General features: G+C 72.0%; 16 protein-coding genes. 9 read left to right on the forward strand and 7 right to left on the reverse strand.

Annotated elements, in window-relative coordinates; all coding sequences use genetic code 11:
* Positions 1-74 precede the first annotated feature (74 nt).
* From AXW62_RS33685 to AXW62_RS33700, 4 genes are all read right to left on the reverse strand, one after another.
* Entirely contained in the window at positions 75-1,070 is a 996-nt protein-coding gene (locus tag AXW62_RS33685; protein ID WP_060947811.1) for an MsnO8 family LLM class oxidoreductase, read from the reverse strand.
* A 75-nt stretch (positions 1,071-1,145) separates the two neighbouring features.
* Positions 1,146-2,372, reverse strand: coding sequence for an MFS transporter (locus tag AXW62_RS33690; protein WP_060947812.1), 1,227 nt, complete (start codon positions 2,370-2,372; stop codon positions 1,146-1,148).
* Between the two features lie 38 nt (positions 2,373-2,410).
* The gene (gene asnB / locus AXW62_RS33695; RefSeq protein ID WP_060947813.1) at positions 2,411-4,291 is read right to left on the reverse strand and encodes an asparagine synthase (glutamine-hydrolyzing); all 1,881 of its coding nucleotides are present in this window, start codon (positions 4,289-4,291) and stop codon (positions 2,411-2,413) included.
* A gap of 28 nt (positions 4,292-4,319) precedes the next feature.
* Positions 4,320-5,204, reverse strand: coding sequence for a helix-turn-helix domain-containing protein (locus AXW62_RS33700; RefSeq protein ID WP_107406375.1), 885 nt, complete (start codon positions 5,202-5,204; stop codon positions 4,320-4,322).
* A 360-nt stretch (positions 5,205-5,564) separates the two neighbouring features.
* Here AXW62_RS33700 and AXW62_RS33705 point away from each other — a divergent pair, with 360 nt between their 5' ends.
* The 7 genes from AXW62_RS33705 (at position 5,565) to AXW62_RS33735 (ending at position 12,653) form a co-directional block, all read left to right on the forward strand.
* The gene (locus AXW62_RS33705; protein ID WP_060947814.1) at positions 5,565-6,767 is read left to right on the forward strand and encodes a M24 family metallopeptidase; all 1,203 of its coding nucleotides are present in this window, start codon (positions 5,565-5,567) and stop codon (positions 6,765-6,767) included.
* A gap of 30 nt (positions 6,768-6,797) precedes the next feature.
* Positions 6,798-7,877: a PLP-dependent cysteine synthase family protein gene (locus AXW62_RS33710; protein ID WP_060947815.1), complete on the forward strand. Its 1,080-nt coding sequence runs from the start codon at positions 6,798-6,800 to the stop codon at positions 7,875-7,877.
* Positions 7,874-9,388 carry a 4-hydroxyphenylacetate 3-hydroxylase family protein gene (locus AXW62_RS33715; protein ID WP_252368832.1) on the forward strand — a complete coding sequence of 505 codons (1,515 nt, stop codon included), beginning with the start codon at positions 7,874-7,876 and terminating at the stop codon, positions 9,386-9,388. The genes AXW62_RS33710 and AXW62_RS33715 overlap by 4 nt, the downstream gene beginning before the upstream one ends.
* A complete protein-coding gene (locus tag AXW62_RS33720; protein WP_060947816.1) occupies positions 9,385-9,975 on the forward strand; it encodes an NADPH-dependent FMN reductase in 591 nt (196 codons plus the stop codon). The genes AXW62_RS33715 and AXW62_RS33720 overlap by 4 nt, the downstream gene beginning before the upstream one ends.
* 103 nt (positions 9,976-10,078) lie before the next feature.
* A complete protein-coding gene (locus AXW62_RS33725; RefSeq protein WP_060947817.1) occupies positions 10,079-10,954 on the forward strand; it encodes an ABC transporter substrate-binding protein in 876 nt (291 codons plus the stop codon).
* Positions 10,951-11,829: an amino acid ABC transporter permease gene (locus tag AXW62_RS33730; protein WP_060947818.1), complete on the forward strand. Its 879-nt coding sequence runs from the start codon at positions 10,951-10,953 to the stop codon at positions 11,827-11,829. Before AXW62_RS33725 ends, AXW62_RS33730 begins: the two co-directional genes overlap by 4 nt.
* A 95-nt stretch (positions 11,830-11,924) precedes the next feature.
* On the forward strand, positions 11,925-12,653 hold the full coding sequence (locus AXW62_RS33735) for an amino acid ABC transporter ATP-binding protein (RefSeq protein ID WP_051886270.1): 729 nt from the start codon (positions 11,925-11,927) through the stop codon (positions 12,651-12,653).
* 200 nt (positions 12,654-12,853) lie between these two features.
* Here the strand turns inward: AXW62_RS33735 and AXW62_RS46320 are convergent, their stop codons facing one another.
* Complete coding sequence (locus tag AXW62_RS46320; protein ID WP_252368833.1) at positions 12,854-13,012, reverse strand: hypothetical protein; 159 nt, start codon at positions 13,010-13,012, stop codon at positions 12,854-12,856.
* A 224-nt stretch (positions 13,013-13,236) separates the two neighbouring features.
* Complete coding sequence (locus AXW62_RS33740; RefSeq protein ID WP_060947819.1) at positions 13,237-13,767, reverse strand: EF-hand domain-containing protein; 531 nt, start codon at positions 13,765-13,767, stop codon at positions 13,237-13,239.
* Between the two features lie 379 nt (positions 13,768-14,146).
* Here AXW62_RS33740 and AXW62_RS33745 point away from each other — a divergent pair, with 379 nt between their 5' ends.
* Positions 14,147-14,809 (forward strand): GntR family transcriptional regulator, encoded by a 663-nt coding sequence (locus AXW62_RS33745; protein ID WP_060947823.1) that lies wholly within the window; start codon positions 14,147-14,149, stop codon positions 14,807-14,809.
* A gap of 58 nt (positions 14,810-14,867) precedes the next feature.
* Entirely contained in the window at positions 14,868-16,127 is a 1,260-nt protein-coding gene (locus tag AXW62_RS33750; protein WP_060947820.1) for an MFS transporter, read from the forward strand.
* A gap of 196 nt (positions 16,128-16,323) precedes the next feature.
* Here AXW62_RS33750 and AXW62_RS33755 read toward each other — a convergent pair whose 3' ends face one another.
* Positions 16,324-17,688 carry a family 43 glycosylhydrolase gene (locus tag AXW62_RS33755; RefSeq protein ID WP_060947821.1) on the reverse strand — a complete coding sequence of 455 codons (1,365 nt, stop codon included), beginning with the start codon at positions 17,686-17,688 and terminating at the stop codon, positions 16,324-16,326.
* Between the last annotated feature and the right edge of the window lie 518 nt (positions 17,689-18,206).

Genomic DNA, 18,206 nt, shown 5'->3' on the forward strand with positions numbered 1-18,206 from the left:
GTCGGCGGCGGGGTCGGCGCGGTGAAGCCGTCCCCGCCGGCCGGACGCGGGCGTCCGGCGGTCCGCGGCCGGGATCAGTGCCGCGGCGGCTCCGACGGCGTCGCGGCATGCCGTTTCACCAGTTCGTACGAGCGCAGCCGGGCAGTCAGCGCGTGCACGGGGGTGACCAGCATCAGTTCGTCCGCGCCGGTCGCGTCCGCCAGCCCGGCCAGACGGCCCACGACGGTCTCGGGCGTGCCGTACGCCTGGTGGGCCCGGAAGGCCGCCAGCGCCCGCCGCTCCTCAGCGGTGAACGGATGCGCGGACGCCTCCGCGGGCGAGGGGAACGGGATCTCGCTGTGCCCCTTCAGCAGCCCGGCCTTGACGACGTCCATCGGGCCGCTCAGCCGTACCGCCTCCTCCTCGGTATCGGCGCACACCGTCTCCACACACACCAGCACGCGTGGACGCGCGCACCACCGGGAGGGGGAGAACCGCGCACGGTAGTGGTCGAGCGCGGCAAGGGTGTTCTCGGGACGGATGTGATGGGCGACGGCGACGGGCAGTCCGAGCTCCGCGGCCAGCGCGGCACCGGCGGTGCTGGAGCACAGCAGCCACGGTTCCGGGAGCGGGCCGAGCGCGACCTCCTCGACCAGGAACCGCAGCGTCGCCGCCACGTCGTCCCGGTACTCCCCGTCCGTGGCCGGTCCCGCGCCGCGCCGCAGCGCCCGCGCGGTGGACTCGTCGAAGGTGCCCGGACCGCGGCCGATGCCCAGATCGATCCGGTCGGGATGCAGCGCGGCGAGGGTGCCGAACTGTTCCGCCAGCATGACGGGGGCGTGGTTGGGGGCGAGGACGCCCCCGGAGCCCAGGCGGATCGCCGAGGTCGAGGCGGCCGCGTGGGCGGTCAGGACGACGGGGGGAAACGCCCCGATGGCGGGGGAGTGGTGGTGCTCGGCGTACCAGAGCCGCCGGTACCCGAGGGCGTCGAGACGCCGGGCGAAGTCGGTGGTGTCACGTAACGTGTCCACGGCTGACGTACCGGCCTGGACCATGGCGACTTCCAGCGCGGAGAGTGGCAGGTCGATCATGCGGTCAGCATAGGGAGTACCGGTCTCCGCGGGCGGATCTCAAGCCCGCCCGGCGGCTCGGCGACGGGTGTTGGGTCACCGCGCCGTCCGCTCCGGACGCAAGCGCGTGGCGATGAGGAAGGCGGCCGCGCAGAACCCCAGCCCGGTGACCATCACCAGGGACGACCCCGAGTGGTCCAGGGCGAGGGAGCCGCAGAGCGCCCCCAGCGAGATGGAGACGTTGAAGGACAGCACGTAGAGGGAGGTCGCCGCCTCCCGCGCCCGTGGCACGCTGCGGAAGACCAGGGTCTGCAGTGCCACCGGCAGCGCCGAGTAGGCGAGCCCCCAGCCGAGCAGGAACACGATCGCGGCCGGCCGCCACCCGCCGGCCGCGAGCAGAAGGGCCATCGCGGCCCCGGTGCCCGCGATGAGGCCGAGCACGACGGTGCGCAGCGCCGGGCCGCGCCCGATCACCGCGCCCGCCAGGAAGTTGCCCACGACTCCGGCGGCTCCGAAACCCAGCAGCAACACCCCGACCAGGTCCGACGGAATGCCGACGTTACGGAGCAGGAAGGGGGTGATGTAGGTGTAGGCGGCGTAGTGGCCGATCACGACGGTGGCGGTCACGGCCACCGCCGTGCGCAGATTGCCCGCCCGCAGCAGACGGGGCAGCTCCGAGAGGTGGACACCGCCGTGCGGCGGCATCGGGGGCATCAGCAGTGCGGTGGCGGTGAGCGCCACCGCACTGCACGCGGCCAGCGCCCAGAACGCGGCGCGCCAGTCCAGCCACTGGCCGACCATGGTGCCCAGGGGCACCCCCAGGACCGTCGCCAGGGAGATGCCGGAGAACACGACGGCGGTGGCCCGCACGGACCGGGCCGGTGGCACGAGCCGTACGGCGACGCTCGCGACGATCGCCCACAGCACACCGTGGATGCAGCCGACCAGCAGCCGCACCAGCATCAGCCACAGGTAGTTCGTGGCCATCGCGGTCGCCGCGTTGCCCGCCACGAACACCGCCAGGATGAGGAGCAGCAGCCGTCCGCGGTCCAGCCGGCGGGTGGCCGCGGTGAGCACCGGGGCGAGCACCCCGGCGAACAGGCCGTACAGGGTGACCGTCAGCCCGACCGTCCCCTCCGAGACCCGCGAACCGGCCGCCATCTGGGGAAGCAGCCCGATGGGCATCGTCTCGGTGGCGGTCACGGTGAAGACGCCGAAGGTGACGGCGAGGACCGCGAGCCAGCCACGGGCGGACGCGGGCGGTGGTGCGGCGGGTGCCGTTGCGGCGGACTGCGGGGGCTGTTGCTGACCCGTGGGTGCCAACGTGGATCTCCGGGGGGACGGTCGTGGGACGGGGACGGTCAGTGCAGCTTGAGGGCCGGGGCGTACATGTCGATCCACAGGGCCAGATCCAGCGTCCGTTCCAGGTCGCGCCGGGACGCCTGGTCGATCAGCGGCGTATCGCTCGCCACCGCCTCCCGGAGCCGGGCCCTGTCGATCAGGTCGAACACCGGGTGCCCCGGTGTGGTCAGCAGGTCCGCGCACTGCTCGCGGAGGGCGGCGGCGTACGTGGGGTCCTGGGTGGACGGGTAGGGGGACTTGCGGCGTTCCAGCACCGAGCGCGGCAGGACGTCCGCGGCGGCGGCGCGCAGCAGCGACTTCTCCTTCCCGTCGAAGGACTTCCACGCCCAGGGCGCGTTGTACACGTACTCCACCAGCCGGTGGTCGGAGAACGGCACCCGCACCTCCAGGCCCGAGGCCATGCTCATCCGGTCCTTGCGGTCCAGCCAGATGCGCACGAACCGGGTGAGGTGCAGATGGCTGATCTTGCGCATCCGCCACTCCGCGTCGCTCTCCCCGTCGAGGCGCCGGATGGCGGCGACGGCGTCGTGGTAGGAGTCCTGGATGTAGTGGTCGAGGTCGAGTGTTGCGCTCAGCTGGTCGGTCAGCAGGCTCCGCCGCACCGGCGCGGCAGGTCCGCCCCGCCGTCCCCTCCGGCCCTGGCCGAAGAACTGCTGGTGTCCGGCCAGCCACGGGAAGGTGGTGCTCGCGTGTGCCTCGGGGGCGAAGAACTGGCGGTAGCCGCCGAACAGTTCGTCGGCGGACTCGCCGGACAGCGCCATGGTCGCGTGTTCCCGGATCGCCTTGAAGAGCAGGTACAGCGAGGTGTCGAGGTCGCCGAGGCCCGAGGGGAGGTCGCGGGCGCCGATGACCTTCCGGCGGACCTCGGGGTCGGTCATCTCGGCGGAGCCGAGCACGATGTCCTGGTGCACGGTGCCGGACTTCTTCACGACGTCGTGCACGAACGGAGTGTCCGGGTCGGGGCGCAGCTCGTCGGCGACGAAGTTCTCGGTCAGACCGGCGAAGTCCACGGCGAAACTGCGCAGCGTCTCGCCCCGCGCGGCGCGCTGGGCCGCGGCGATCGCCGTCATGGCCGAGGAGTCCAGTCCGCCGGAGAGCAGGGTGCAGCTGGGCACGTCGGCGACGAGCTGGCGGCGCATGGTGTCGTGCAGCAGCTCACGCACCCGCGCCACCGTGGTGTCCCGGTCGTCGGTGTGCTCCCTGGTCTCCAGGGTCCAGTAGCGGGTGGTGCGGATGCCGGTGGCGCTCACCGTGACCACGGTGCCCGGCTCGACCTCGCGCATGCCCTCCCACACCGCGTGCCCGGGGGTCTTGATGAACGCGAACAGCTCACGGAACCCGTCGGCGGTCACGGTGCGTTCGGCGATCGGATGGGCGAGGATGGCCTTGGGCTCCGAACCGAACAGCACCCCGTCGGGGGTGGGGTAGTAGTAGAACGGCTTGATGCCCGCCCGGTCGCGGATCATCACCAGCTTGTGCTCACGGGCGTCCCAGACGGCGAAGGCGTACATCCCGTTGAGCCGCTCCGCGACGGACTCGCCCCACTCCAGATAGCCGCGCAGCACCACCTCGGTGTCGGAGCGGGTGGTGAAGAAGTGTCCCCGGGCGGCGAGTTCGGAGCGCAGTTCGGCGAAGTTGTAGGTCTCCCCGGCGTAGACGATGCTGACGGTGCCGTGCGGGGTGGGCACGCCCATCGGCTGGGAGCCGCCGGGCAGGTCGATGATGGCCAGCCTGCGGTGTCCCAGGGCGGCATGCTCCTCGACGTGGGTGCCCCGGCCGTCGGGCCCACGGCAGGCCATCGTCTCGGTCATGGCCTCCACGGTGGGCAGCTCGGTGCGCAGATCGTGGTCGAAGGCGATCCACCCGGTGATACCGCACATGTGTCTCCAGCCTTTCCGTTCGGGGGTGTCAGGCAGGGGCGTCGGGCGCTGTGGTGGTGACGCGGTCGGGAAGGACGTCGAGCGGGCCGTACTCCTGGGGGTCGGCCCTGAGGGCGGAGAACCGTCCCGGGGTGCAGCCGATCATCGCCTTGAAGCTGCGGGTGAAGTGCGCCTGGTCGTAGTAGCCGGCCGCCCCGGCGGCGTCCGCCCACGTCAGGCCGTTCCGCCGATGGCGCAGCGCCTCCTGGAGCCGGAGCACCTGGGCCAGTGACTTCGGCGACAGGCCGACCTGCTGGAGGAAACGGCGCTCCAGCTGGCGGTGGCTCCACCCGGTCTCGGCGGCCAGTTCACGGACCGGAGTCCGCCCCGCGGTGTGCACGAGTCTGCGCCACGCCCGGTCGACCTGGGGCGAGGACGGGGGAGCGCCGAGCAGCCGGAGGGCCAGCAGCCGGTCCAGCAGGGTGAAACGCGAGTGCCAGTCGGGGTATTCGGCCAGCCTGCCGGCGAACGTCCGCACCCGTGCGCCGAGCACATCGGCCAGGTCCACCGCACGGCAGGCGAACGCCTCCATCGGAGCCGCGGTCAGACGGTGGGCCGCGAGCGGGGTCAGCAGGACGGTGACGCCGTGCACCGGACCGGTGTACTCGCCCAGGGTCGCGGTGGCGTGGACGCCGATGGCCAGCGAGGTGGCCGTCACCGACCGCGGCGGGTCCAGCCCGCTGACGATCCGCACCGGGCCGGCGAATCCGAACACGATCCTGACCATTCCGTCGGGCGCCACCAGACGGCTTCCGGTCCGCCCCGCACCCGCCCGGAAACCCCGGTATCCGATGACCTGACCGAGTGGGGCGAGTGCGGAGGATTTCCAGACCACCCCTTTCGCGGGGGGCGCCGGCACCAGGGTCTTGGACACGCCCTTCCTCCACAGGTTCGGAGAATAAGCCGGGGAACCAGATGCTAGGCGTGCCGACTGTTCCGGTGGCACATTTCCCGCCTCTTGCGAGAGGGGTGGGTGTTTTCTGTGGGGTGTCTGTGACGCCGCCTTCCCGAATCCGGCATTCCGAAACCGTGACGCGGGCCACGGTCAAGAGGGTGGATCTCCCCGGATTCCGACCGTCCCGGTATGGCGCGTTGTCGTGGTTCGGCGGCCGGGGGGCCGAAGCGTGTCGCGTTCTTACAAGACCGCTCCACGGGGGCGCCGTGATGCTGTGAGGCGGCAATGGCGAAAGGGCTTTTCCGGCGTGTCCTCGGAGCATTGGGGAGAAGCGATCGAATGCGCGTCAACCATGACCGCCTCCAGCGGAGAATGCGTGAGTTCGGCCTGGACGCGCTGGTCAGCACCACCGCGGAGAACCTGACGTATCTGACCGGCGTCAGCAGTGTGCACCTGGACATGTTTCCGCACTCGGGCCGGGCGTTCGCCGTGCTGTCCCAGGACACCCGGGCGGGCGCCCGCTTCCTCTGCGGGCGCTGCGAGGTCGACCAGTTCCTCGACGCCGACGAGCGGATCACCGAGGCGATCGGCTACGGCCCCTTCTACCGGGAGCCGCCCGGGGACGCGGCCCTGGACGACGTCTCGCCCGAGGATTCCCTCCTGTGGGACGTCTCCGGCGACCCGCGCTTCGACGACGCCCTGTCCGCCCTGACACACGCGGTGAAAGAGGTCTGTCCCGGCGGCGGCCGGGTCGCCGTCGACGAGGAGGGGGTGCCCGCCGCGTTCCTCGACGAACTCCGCACCCGGCTGCCCCGCTGGCAGCTGGTGCCCGGCGCCGGACACCTCCGCCACGTCCGCCAGGTGAAGACCGCCCGGGAGACCGAACTCGTCGCGGCGGCCGCACGGGTCGCGGAGAACGCCATCCGCGCCACCGTCGCCATCATGCGCGAGGGAGTCACCGAGCGGGAGCTGGTCCGCGAGTTCAACCGTTCGGTCGTCACCCAGGGCGGGACGCCGCGCTTCACCCTGATCCGGATCGGCGCCAACGCGGTGGCCGGCCAGCGCCGGCCCACCACGACCGCGCTGCGGCCCGGCCAGGCCGTGTGGTTCGATGTCGGGGCCGTGGTCGACGGGTACTGGTGCGACATCGCCCGGGTGGCCACCCTCGGCGAACCCGACAAGCGGCTGGCCGGGGTCTACGACGCCGTGCTCGCCGGTGAGCAGGCCGCACTGGACCACGCACGCCCCGGCATGACCGGTCAGGAACTCTTCGCGCTCACCGTCGACGCGGTGCGGGACGCCGGGATCCCGCACTACCGGCGCAACCACGTCGGACACGGCATCGGTGTCGAGGTCTACGACCCGGTGCTGATCCGGCCGGAGAACACGGACCCCCTGCGGACGGGCACCGTGGTCAACATCGAGACCCCCTACTACGAGTTCGGGTTCGGCTGTGTGCACGTCGAAGACCCCTTCGTCGTCGGCCCGGACGGCAACCGCCTGCTGACCACGCTGCCCCGGGAACTGATCGTCGTCCGCTGACCGGCCCGCACTCCGGCGTATGGAGGCACCGTGATTCACGAAAACCTGTTGGAGACCCTCGGCGCGACCCCGGTCGTCCGGCTGCGCAAGCTCCTGCCACGGCCGCAGGACCGGATCCACGTCAAGCTGGAAGGCGCGAACCCGTCCGGCAGCATCAAGGACCGCGCGGCCCTGCACATGGTCGAACAGGCCGAGCGCGCGGGCCTGCTGCGGCCGGGAGCCACGCTCGTGGAATCGACCTCGGGCAACCTCGGCAAGTCGCTGGCCCTGATCGGCGCCGTCAAGGGCTACCGGGTGATCCTCGTGGTGGACCCCAAGACACCCCGGTCCGTGCTCACCTACGCCACCAGCCTCGGCGCCGAACTGGTCACGGTCACCCGGCCCGACGCGGGCGGCGACTACCAGGCCGCCCGGCTCCGGCGGGTGCGCCGGCTGGTCGAGGAGATCCCGGGCGCCCACACCCTGGACCAGTACAACAACCCCGGCAACCCGGAGGCGCACCGGCTGCACACCGCCCAGGAGATCGTCAAGGACTTCGACCGGCTGTCCGCACTGGTCGCCACGGTCAGCACCGGCGGCCACCTCAGCGGGCTGGGCACCGCGCTCAAGGAACGGTTCCCCGCCCTGCACGTCCGGGCCGTCGACGCCGTCGGTTCCGCGGCCTTCGGCCACCCCTTCCACCCGTACCGCATGCGGGGCATCGGACTGAGCTGGCGCCCGGGGAACCTCGATCCCGCGCCGGTCGACTCCCTGCACCGGGTCACCGACACCGAGGCCCTGTCGGTGTGCCGGGTGCTGGCGGCCGAAGAGGGCCTGCTGCTCGGCGAGTCCGGGGGCGCGGCGGTCTTCGCGGCCCTCGGCTACGCCGCCGCCAACCCCGGCGAGCCGGTCCTGGCCATCGCCCCCGACGCGGGCGCCAACTACCTGTACGAGAGCTACGACGACCAGTGGCTGCGCGACCACGGCATCCCGCTGGACACCCTGTGGCGAAGCGCAGAGGACCTGCTGCGCCACGTCCGCCACCCGCTCCACCCACCGGCCCCGGTGGCCGCGGGCCCCGTGGCCGCGAGCGGATACGGCCAGGTCACGACGGGAGGGGGGCCGGCATGACCATCCGCACCGGAGCCGAGTATCTGGCGGGCCTGCGGGACGGCCGCGAGGTCTGGCTCGCCGGGCGGCGGGTGGACGATGTGCTCGCCACCCCCGTCCTCGCCGCCGCCGCGCACACCGTCGCCCGCCTGTACGACCTGCAGCACGACCCGGAGCTGCGCGAGGTGCTCACCTACGGGGACGGCGCCGAGCGCCACCCCCTGTCGCTGGCCGCACCCCACGACGCGGCAGCCCTGCGGCGGCGCGGAGCGGCGTTCCGGACCACCGCCGAGGCCACCTTCGGACTGCTCGGCAGGTCGCCCGACTTCGTGAACACCGCGGTCACCGCCTTCGCCTCGGCCGCCGCGTTCTTCGGCAAGGCCGACCCGCGCTTCGGCCGCAACGTCACCGCCTACCACGCCGCCTGCCTGGCCCGCGACCCGTTCCTGTCGCACGCCACCATCAACCCACCGCTCAGCCGCGCCCGCTCCTCCCACGAACAGGACGACCCCGACGTCCACCTGAGAATCGTCCGCGAGACGAGCGAGGGCATCGTGGTGCGCGGCGCCAAACTCATCGGCACCCTGACGCCCGTCGCCGACGAGATCGTCGTCTTCCCGCTGCCCGGCTACCGGCCCGGCGACGAGCCGTACACCGCCGCCTTCGCCATCCCGGTGGCCACGCCGGGGCTGCGGATCGTCTGCCGCGAACCCCTGGTCGCCGACCCCGGACGGCTGCTCAGCACCCCGCTGGCACCGTTCGAGGAGATCGACGCCACCTGCGTCTTCGACGATGTGCTCATCCCCTCGGACCGGGTGTTCTTCCACGGCGACACCGACGCCGCCAACCGCCTGTACGACGCGACGACCGCCCGGCACCACACCGGTCAGCACAGCATCATCCGGGGCGCGGCCAAGGCCGAACTCCTCACCGGGATCGCCGTCGCGCTGGCCGAGATGACCGGCACCCACACCTTTCTGCACGTGAAGGAGATGCTCGGCGAGGTCCTGGGATCCCTGGAACTGGCGCGGGCGGGCGTCCTGGCCGCCGAGGACGGTGCCAGGACCAGCGAATGGAACACCTTCACCCCGGCGCTCGCCCCGGTGCTGGCCCTGCGCTACCACTTCCCCAGGATGACCAGCCGGATGATCGAGGTGATCCAGCTGCTGGGCGGCGGCAGCCTGCTGAGCACCCCGGCCGAGGAGGACCTGCGCGGCGAGCTGTGGCCCGGTATCGAGCGCTACTTCCGGGGCGCCGACGGCGTCTCCGCCGAACAGCGCGTCCGGCTGCTCAAGCTCGCCTGGGACGCCACCGGCAGCGCCTTCGGCCAGCGCCAGATGCAGTACGAGCGCTACCACTCCGGCGACCCGGTACGGCTGGCAGCCGCCCAGTACACGGGCTATGACACCGCCCCGCTGCTGCGGACCGTACAGCGGGCCCTGCACCCGGAGCGGCAGCCGGCCGGTCCGGGCGGCACGGCCCCGGACCCGTCCGCCGCGGACGGCCACCGGCCCGCGGAGGCCCGCCCGTGACCGCCGCCGGACCCTGCCGCGTCCTGGTCCTGACCGGGGCCGCCGCCCCCTTCTCCCGCACCCGGACCGCCGCGGAACTCGTCTGCCGGGAGATATCCGGCACCGGGAGCACATCCGTTCTGCGCGACCTCGCCGAACACCCGCTCCCGCTGCTGCACACCGAGGCCGACGGCTCCGCCGACCTGGCCGATCTGCGGGCCCAGGCCGAATGCGCGGACGGCATGGTCTGGGTCACGCCCTGCTACCACGGCAGCTACTCGGCCATCCTCAAGAACTGCCTGGACCACCTGCGTCCTCAGACGCTGCACGGAAAACCCGTCGGTGTGGTGGCGGTCGGCGCGTCGCTGACCGCCGTTCAGGCGAGTGAGCACCTGCGCACGGTCGCCCGCGCCCTGGGCTGTGTCACCGCGCCCACCCAGGTCGTGGTGGTGCACAGCGGCTCCTCATGGGAGAAGGACACGGATCCGCGAACGGATGACCGGATCACCCGGATGATCGCCGAACTGCACGCGCTCGCCGGGGCGACCGCCCTGCTCCGGCGGGGCGCCGCCATGACCGACGCCCTGTCGTCGGCCGACCGCGCATGAGCCGGACCGGCCCTGTTCACAGTGGCGCAACACCCGTTCCCAGCATGCGGACAGTCGCCGCGTCGTCTCGACAGAGGGGTCCGGGCACTGCGAGTCTCCGGCTATGCATCTCCTCAACCGGCCCCTGGCCACCGCACTTTGCTCCGCCGTCGCCCTCTGTGCCGCCCTCACGGGCTGCTCCGCGCAACCGGAGGAGAAAGCCTCGGGCAAGGACGGCACGGCCACGTCCTGCACACCCGGCGGGCTCGCCACCAAGGTGCCGGGAAAGCTGACCGTCGGCACCGACAGACCCGCGTACGCGCCCTGGTTCGCCGACGACGACCCGTCCAACGGCAAGGGGTTCGAATCGGCGGTGGCGTACGCCGTGGCCAAGCGGCTCGGCTACGACCGCGATGACGTGGTCTGGCAGAACGTGCCGTTCAACAGCTCGTTCGCGCCCGGCGCCAAGAAGTTCGACTTCGACATCAACCAGGTCTCCATCAGCGAGGCGCGCAAGAAAGCCGTCGCCTTCTCCTCCGGCTACTACGACGTACGCCAGGCCGTCGTCGCCCTGAAGTCGTCGAAGGCCGCGAAGGCCAGGAGCCTGGCCGGCCTCAAGGACCTGAAACTGGGCGCCCAAGTGGGCACCACCAGCCTCGACGTCATCAACGACCTGGTCGAACCCACCCAGCGGCCCGCCGTCTACCAGCGGAACGACTTCGCCAAGTCGGCGTTGAAGAACGGCCAGGTGGACGCCATCGTCGTGGACCTGCCCACCGCCTTCTACATCACCGGGGCCGAGGTGCCCGAGGCCAAGGTCGTCGGCCAGTTCCCCACCTCCCGGCGGAACACCGAGCGGTTCGGCCTCGTCCTCGACCGGGACAGCGGACTGACCTCCTGCGTGAGCGCCGCCGTGGACGCCCTCCGCGAGACGGGCACCCTCGCCACCCTGGAGAAGAAGTGGCTCTCCGAGGCCGTCGACGCACCGGTGCTCACGTGACGTCGCACAAGACACTCACCGACGAGGACGGCTACGTCCCCTCGGCCCGCCGCCTCGCCCGCGAACGCCACCGGCGTGCCCGCGCCCGGCGGGCCACCGCGATCGCCGCGGTCAGCACCCTGGTCACCGCAGCGGTGCTGTTCCTGACGATCACCAACTCGCCGGGCTGGGACCGCACCAAGGAGACGTTCTTCAGCGCCCACTACGCGCGGGTGGCGCTCCCGCAGGTCCTGGAGGGCCTGTGGCTCAATCTGCGGCTGCTGGCGGTGTGCGGTGCCGCCGTGCTGGCATTCGGCCTGCTGCTGGCCGTGGCGCGCACCCTGCGCGGGCCGGTGTTCTTCCCGGTGCGGGCGCTGGCCACCGCGTACGCGGACTTCTTCCGCGGCCTGCCGCTCATCATCTGCCTGCTGATGGTGGTCTTCGGAGTGCCCGCGCTGCGCCTCCAGGGGGTCACCACCGACCCCGTCCTGCTGGGCGGCGGCGCCCTGGTGCTCACCTACTCGGCCTACGTCGCCGAGGTCTTCCGGGCGGGCATCGAGTCCGTGCACCCCTCACAGCTGGCCGCTGCCCGCTCCCTCGGGCTCACCAGCGGCCAGGCGCTGCGCTTCGTCGTGCTGCCCCAGGCGGTGCGCCGCGTGGTGCCACCGCTCCTCAACGACCTCGTGTCCCTCCAGAAGGACACCGGGCTCGTCTCGATCGCCGGAGCCGTCGACGCCGTGTACGCGGCGCAGATCATCGCCAGCAAGGACTTCAACTACACCCCGTACGTCGTCGCGGGCCTGGTCTTCGTCGCGCTGACCATCCCGATGACCCGGCTCACCGACTGGGTGACGGCCCGGATGGACCGGCGGCGGGCACAGGGAGGGATCGTATGAGCCTGACACCGGCCGCGGTACCGGGGGACCCGGTGCCGACCGAAGACCCGGCTGCCCCCGGTGGCCCCGTGCCACCGGGGGAGCCCGTGCTGCGGATGGAGGCGGTCCGCAAGTCGTTCGGCACCTCGCTGGTGCTGCGGGACGTGGACCTGGAGGTCGCCCCGCACACGGTGACCGCGCTGATCGGCGCCTCGGGGTCCGGGAAATCCACCCTGCTGCGCTGCGTCAACCTCCTGGAGGAGGTCGACGACGGGGCCATCTGGCTCGACGGCGAGGAGATCACCGATCCACGGGCCGACGCGGACGCGGTGCGCCGCCGGATCGGAGTGGTGTTCCAGGCGTACAACCTCTTCCCGCACCTGACCGTCCTGCAGAACATCACCCTGGCCCCACGGCGCGTCCACGGGCTCTCCCGGCCGGAGGCCGAGGAGCGCGCCCGCGCACTGCTGGAGCGGCTCGGTCTCGGGGCGAAGGCCGATGAGTACCCGGACCGGCTCAGCGGCGGACAGCAGCAGCGGGCGGCGATCGTACGGGCGCTGGCGGTACGTCCCCGGCTGCTCCTCCTGGACGAGATCACCGCAGCGCTGGACCCGGAACTGGTGGGTGAGGTGCTCGGCCTGGTACGCGAGGTGAAGGACGAGGGCATGACCATGGTCATCACCACCCACGAGATGGTCTTCGCGCGAGAGGTCGCCGATCAGGTGTGCTTCCTGGACGCCGGAGTGGTGCTGGAGCGCGGCACCCCGGAGGAGGTCTTCGGCAACCCCGGCCAGGAGCGGACCCGGCGTTTCCTGCGCCGGTTCGCCGAGGCGGGCCGGCTGTAGGCGCTCCCGCGGCGGCGGTCGGCGGCGCGAAGCGTGCGCGCCGCTTTCGGGGGCGCCCCGGCCCACGGTCAGTCGGCCGGGTCACCGGCGGGCGACCTGGTCCACCGGCGGTCGCCCGGTCTATCGGCGGTTGGCTCGGTCCACCGGCGGGCCGTCCGGTCTGTCGGCGGGCGACCTGGCTCACCGGCGGTCGGCCCGGTTCACCGGGAGGTGAGGGGGCGCACCCGGATGCCGGGCAGCGGCCCGCGCTCGTCGCGCAGCGGCACCAGGAACAGGAACACGCCGCAGTCCTGGTCGCGGACGATCGTCGCCGTCACCAATTCCTCGGCGGACTCTATTTGTTCATTGACGGTCCGCAAACGCTCATAAGCGAGTTCGGAACGCTCTGAAGGCGACAACCCGTCGCGGTAACGGAAAATATTCCGACCGAACAGTTCCGTCCAGGGTCGGTGCAGTCATCGAAACGTCCGTCGAAGAGCACCTCGGTCAGCAGCGGTACCCGCACCCGGTCCGCCACGGAGCCGGTGCCGTCGGCCGTGGCGCTCGTTCCCGTCACCGCGATCATGGCCACCGCGGGCTTACCTCACAGCGCGCCGAAGAGCAGATGGCTTGCGGTATGGGCCGGATCCTCATCGCGGTAGTAATGCGCGGCCGCGGTCATCAGCCGGTCCTCCGTCAGCGGCTCGCCGTCCTCGGTCAGCCGGTCGAAGGTCGCCTCGGCCTCGGCCGCCGGGACACCGATGGCGACGAGGACCGTGACGAAGTCGTCCCGGCCGACCAGACCGTCGTCATCCCGGTCGGCGAGGCGGAAGCCGGCCAGGTAGAGCGGGCCGATCAGCGTGTCGAACTTGTCGCTCACCCGGCTCACGGCCCGGCGGAACTCGTCCTGGTCGATGCGGCCGTCGCCGTCGGCGTCGGCGGTTTCGCGCAGGGCCCGCCAGTAGTTCGTCATCTCGGCGGCGTACGTCCGCCCCTTCGCCGTGCGCTCCTCGCCGAAGGCGGCCGTGACACGGTCGGCCATCAGTGCGAAGTCGTCTTCGGCGATCACGCCGTCGCCGTTCGCGTCCAATAAGAAGAAAAGCTTCGCGTACTTCTGATCCAGCAGTGCGCCCATTCGGCCCTCCAGTACTGACGGTTCTGACGGTGTCACCCGCAGCCCGGGTGACAATACCGGCGTCCGATCTGGTGAATCCACCCGCTTTGGAGTCCTCTTTCGAGCGAAAGATAAGTAACGTCAACAACGTTTGCTCTTATGTGATCTGTCGGTATTTGGTCATGGTCATCCGTACGGGGCGTGCGCCCCCCGGAGCGCTAATCGCGCGGACCAGGGGAGTGCCGCCGGTCACAGCGCGTCGCCGGTCGGGCCGGGGTTGTCCGCATTATCCGTATTATCAGCGTTAGTCGCGTTATCCGTGTTATTCGCGTGGTCCACGCCCGCGTCGCTCGCGGAGCATAGATACAAGCATGTATCCATGACGTGCTACGGTCTGCTCATGGCCTCGCAGACAGGGCGCTCATCAGCGGCGCAGACCGTGTACTCGGTGACGAAGGAGCTGATCCTCAGCGGCGAACTCGCCGCGGGGACCCTGATCAGCGAGGGCGAGATCGCCGAACGGGTCCGGGTGAGCCGTACGCCGGTGCGCGAGGCGTTCCTCCGGCTGGAATCCGAGGAACTGCTGGCCCTGCACCCCAAGCGCGGCGCGGTCGTCGTGCCGGTGCCCCCGGGCGAGGCCGCGGACGTACTGGAGCTGCGGCAGGCACTGGAGCAGTCCGCCGCGGAGCGGATCGTCCGGGACGGCCTGACGGCCGACCGCGAGGGGCGCCTGCGGGAGCTGATCGCGGCACAGCGCGAACGCGCGGAGGCCGGGGACGTCCACGGTTTCGCCGCCGCGGACGAGGCATTCCACCGCGGCATCGTCGAGGCGTCCGGGAACCGGCTGGCCAGCCGGTTCTACTCCACTCTGGGCGACCGGCAGCGCCGGATGAGCGTCTCCGCGCTGCGGCCCCGGCCGGAGCGGCTGCACGTGCTGGCCGATGAGCACGAGACACTGCTCGGCCACCTGCTGGCCGGGGCCGCCGACACCTTCGGCGCGGCCCTGCGCGCACATCTCACCGCGACACACGGTGTGCCGGGACGGCCCGGCGGCGACCACTGATCCACCGGCGGCAACGGCGCCGCCGCGACCGAAGCGCACAAGGAACCCGTTCATCACCATGCTCGAAACCCAAGGGGTCGTCGAGCCGCCTGCCACCGCGCCCCGTCCGGGCTCGTGGCGACCGGTCGCCACAGCGATGTTCGTCTGCGGCTGGGGCGGTAACCAGTTCACCCCACTGCTGTTGATGTACCGCCGGCTCGGCGGCTACTCCGCCCTCAGCGTGGACGCCTTTCTCGGCGCCTACGTCGTCGGGCTGATCCCCGGGCTGCTGCTCGCCGGGCCGGTGTCGGACCGGCGCGGCCGCCGGCCGGTCCTGGTGCTCGGGACCGTGGCGTCGGTGCTGGCCAGCCTGGTGTTGAGCTTCGGGGCCGACGGCGCCTGGGCGATCTACGCCGGCAGGCTGATCACGGGGGTCGCGGTCGGCATCGCCATGTCGGTGGGCAGCGCTTGGGTCAAGGAGCTGTCCACCGGCGCGGACACCGGGCTCGCCGCACGCCGGGCCGCGCTCTGCCAGACGGCGGGCTTCGCACTCGGCGCGGGCATCGCGGGCGCGCTCGCCCAGTGGGGGCCCTGGCCCATGGTGACTCCGTACGCCGTCCACGTCCTGATCACCGTCGCGGTCCCGTTGCTGCTGCTGCGGGTGCCCGAGACCCGGGCCCCTGGCCTCCTGGCGGCCGGCGCGGGCCGAGGGCTCCTCAGGGGGCTGGCCGACGACCTGCGGGTCCCCGCCCCGGCGCGCCGGAGGTTCCGGCTGGTGGTGCTCCCGATGGCGCCGTGGGTGTTCGGCGCGGCGGGGCTGGCGTACGCGGTGATGCCGCAGCTGGTGGAGACGCGCGTGGGCCACTGGGGGCTCGCCTACGCGACCGCGCTGACGGTGCTCACCCTGGGAACCGGCGTGGCCGTTCAGCCGGTGGCCAAGCGGCTGCACCGGACGACGGGCCCCGGGGACGGGCGCGCACCCGTGGTGGCGATGGCGGTGATGCTGCTCGGCGCCGCGCTGTGCGCGGGCAACGCGGTCCTGCGCTCGCCGTGGCTGGCCGTGGCGGCCGCCGTCACGCTGGGCGCGGCCTATGGCATCGCGGTGGTCTCCGGACTGCTGGAGATACAGCGGATGGCGGGCGCGGACGATCTGGCGGGCCTCACCGGTGTCTACTACACGCTCGCCTATGCGGGGTTCCTGCTGCCCGCCCTGCTGGCCGCGCTGTCCAGCCTGCTCTCGTATCCGGTGATGCTCTGTGGAGTGGCCGCGGTGGCACTGGGCTGCCTGGGGCTGGTCGTACGGGGCACACGCGTCGGGACGACCACCGAGCCCGGCTGACGTCCCGCCCCGCGCGGCCCGTGGCGGGCGGCGCGGGGCGCCGCCTCGGGGTCCGGCCGAGCGACCGTGGCCCGGACCCTGGCCGTACGCCGAGGGGGCCGACGCGGCACGTTGGACGCCACCGCGCCACAAGGCGGTGACAAGGGGGCGGTGGCCGGTGCTCCGCCCATGGGGGCACCGGCCACCGCGCCGGTGGTCAGCCGCTGATCGCGCGGCCCCGGTTCCGGCGCTGGACGTACAGGCGATTACCCTTCGGCCCGGTCCACTCCAGCCGTACGACACCGGGCACGGCGGCGTCGGCGATGCGCGAGGGGTCCGACCAGTAGCCGAAGTTCGGGTTGCGGAAGAACGTCGCCCACAGCCGGCCGTGGTGATCCGTGAAGAAGTTGTTGTGGCCGACGCCGACCCCCGCGGTCCACCGTTCGGAGTACGGGCCCTCGAAGGTGTCCGAGACGGCGACGACCGTGTCGTACTGGTACTGCACACGGCCGGCTCCGGCCGGGTCGTAGGCGTACCGGGTGCTGCCGTCGGCGTTGACCGACGTGCGGTTCCACGCGGCCTGCAGGAGGTAGTACTTGCCTCCGTACTTGAACACGTACGCGCCTTCGAGATACGGCTCGGGCGAGTAGGGCCGCTGCCGGAACACCGGGAGGCCGCTCGTGGGGCTGATGTCCTCCATGTCGGGCCGGAACTTCGCGTACAGGTTGTTGTGCAGCACCAGCCACGCGTCGTCGCCCTCGGTGTAGATGCTGCCGTCGATGTGGTGGTAGGCGCCGGGCTCGATGAAGTCCGGCCCCCCGATGAACGATTCGCCGAAGGGCTTGTCGTAGTTGCCCTCGATGAGCCGGTACGGGCCCTCGACCCCGCCCTCGCTCACCAGCAGGAACGAACCGACCTTCCGGGAGTGGTCGCCCATGCAGGCGACGATGTACCACCTGCCGCGGAAGTAGTGCACCTCCGGCGCCCACGCCTGGCCGCGCTTGCCGAACCGGTCGTCGTACCAGTACTCCTGCCACGGGGCGACGACCGTGCGTCCGGGCCGGTTCTCGCCGACGAACTCGGGCGACCACACCTTGCCCTTCTCGGCGCCGGGCCGGATACCGGTGGTGTCGGCCAGCCGCCACGGCCCCCGCAGGGACGGCGCCACCCAGACGAAGATGCCGTCGTTCCACGGACCGGCCGCCTCGAGACCGGGCACGCGGGTGGTGCCGGTGGCCACGTAGACCGGACGGCCGTCGACGACGAAGCAGTTGACGTAGGTGTCCCGCATCCAGACCGTGCCGCGCCCCTTGTCGCGGGGGCGCTGCTCGAGCGGGAGCACGAAGGAGTTGTCCTCGCGCGGCCACAGGTCCTGCCGGGTGTCCGCGAGGCCGTAGGGCTCGGGTTCGGGCCAGTTCGCGGGGTACCGCCGGGCCGGCGCGGCCTTGGCCGGCGACGCCTGGGCGGCGGTCGCGGGCAGTGCCGCCGCCACGCCCAGGGAGCCGGCGACCCCGGCCAGCAACGTCCTTCTGTGGAGGTGCGGCCGCTTCTCGGAGCCGGCCGTCTGCTCGGAACTGGTCATCGGTCACGTCCTTCTTCGTCGTCCAGGACGCCGATGCTCCGTGCCGGTGCGGCAGTTCGCGTCCGAGCTCTCCGTGCGCCCGCCCGATGCGTGGCGGAGATCGTCCTGGGATGGCATGCCGCACAGCATGCGAAGGGCCGCTGATTTTCGTCAAGAGCCAGGAATAAATACTCCGTGAACAACTCCGGCCTGATCACGCCCCGTCGGCGCCCGCGCGGCCACGCCGAGCCCTGACCGCTGCCCGGCTGGTGCCGCAAGGCGGCCGGCTGACGCGTCGAAGGCCCGTCCGCCGAGCCCCGGCCGCCGGGGCCGACGCGCCGGCGGCCAGGGCCGACGCGCCGACGGCCGGGACTGACGCGCCGGCGGCCGCGCTGAAGCGCGTGCGGGCAAAGCCGTCGCCGGTGTTCTCGGTCCGCGTCTTCGGCCCGCGGCCTCCGCTCGCGTCCTCGGCCCGCGTCCTCCGCCCGCGCGGGGTCAGCGGCCGTCCGGGCCGAGGACCTCGGTGGCGAGCCGGCGGG

Source organism: Streptomyces hygroscopicus subsp. hygroscopicus (genome assembly GCF_001553455.1).
GTDB lineage: Bacteria > Actinomycetota > Actinomycetes > Streptomycetales > Streptomycetaceae > Streptomyces > Streptomyces hygroscopicus.

Bases quoted from the DNA above. Each gene is read 5' to 3' on its own strand.
- AXW62_RS33745 (WP_060947823.1), top strand. From the start codon at position 14,147: ATGGCCTCGCAGACAGGGCGCTCATCAGCGGCGCAGACCGTGTACTCG.
- AXW62_RS33755 (WP_060947821.1), bottom strand. From the start codon at position 17,688: ATGACCAGTTCCGAGCAGACGGCCGGCTCCGAGAAGCGGCCGCACCTC.
- AXW62_RS33725 (WP_060947817.1), top strand. From the start codon at position 10,079: ATGCATCTCCTCAACCGGCCCCTGGCCACCGCACTTTGCTCCGCCGTC.
- AXW62_RS33705 (WP_060947814.1), top strand. From the start codon at position 5,565: ATGCGCGTCAACCATGACCGCCTCCAGCGGAGAATGCGTGAGTTCGGC.
- AXW62_RS33740 (WP_060947819.1), bottom strand. From the start codon at position 13,767: ATGGGCGCACTGCTGGATCAGAAGTACGCGAAGCTTTTCTTCTTATTG.
- AXW62_RS33750 (WP_060947820.1), top strand. From the start codon at position 14,868: ATGCTCGAAACCCAAGGGGTCGTCGAGCCGCCTGCCACCGCGCCCCGT.
- AXW62_RS33715 (WP_252368832.1), top strand. From the start codon at position 7,874: ATGACCATCCGCACCGGAGCCGAGTATCTGGCGGGCCTGCGGGACGGC.
- AXW62_RS33735 (WP_051886270.1), top strand. From the start codon at position 11,925: ATGGAGGCGGTCCGCAAGTCGTTCGGCACCTCGCTGGTGCTGCGGGAC.
- asnB (WP_060947813.1), bottom strand. From the start codon at position 4,291: ATGTGCGGTATCACCGGGTGGATCGCCTTCGACCACGATCTGCGCACC.
- AXW62_RS33685 (WP_060947811.1), bottom strand. From the start codon at position 1,070: ATGATCGACCTGCCACTCTCCGCGCTGGAAGTCGCCATGGTCCAGGCC.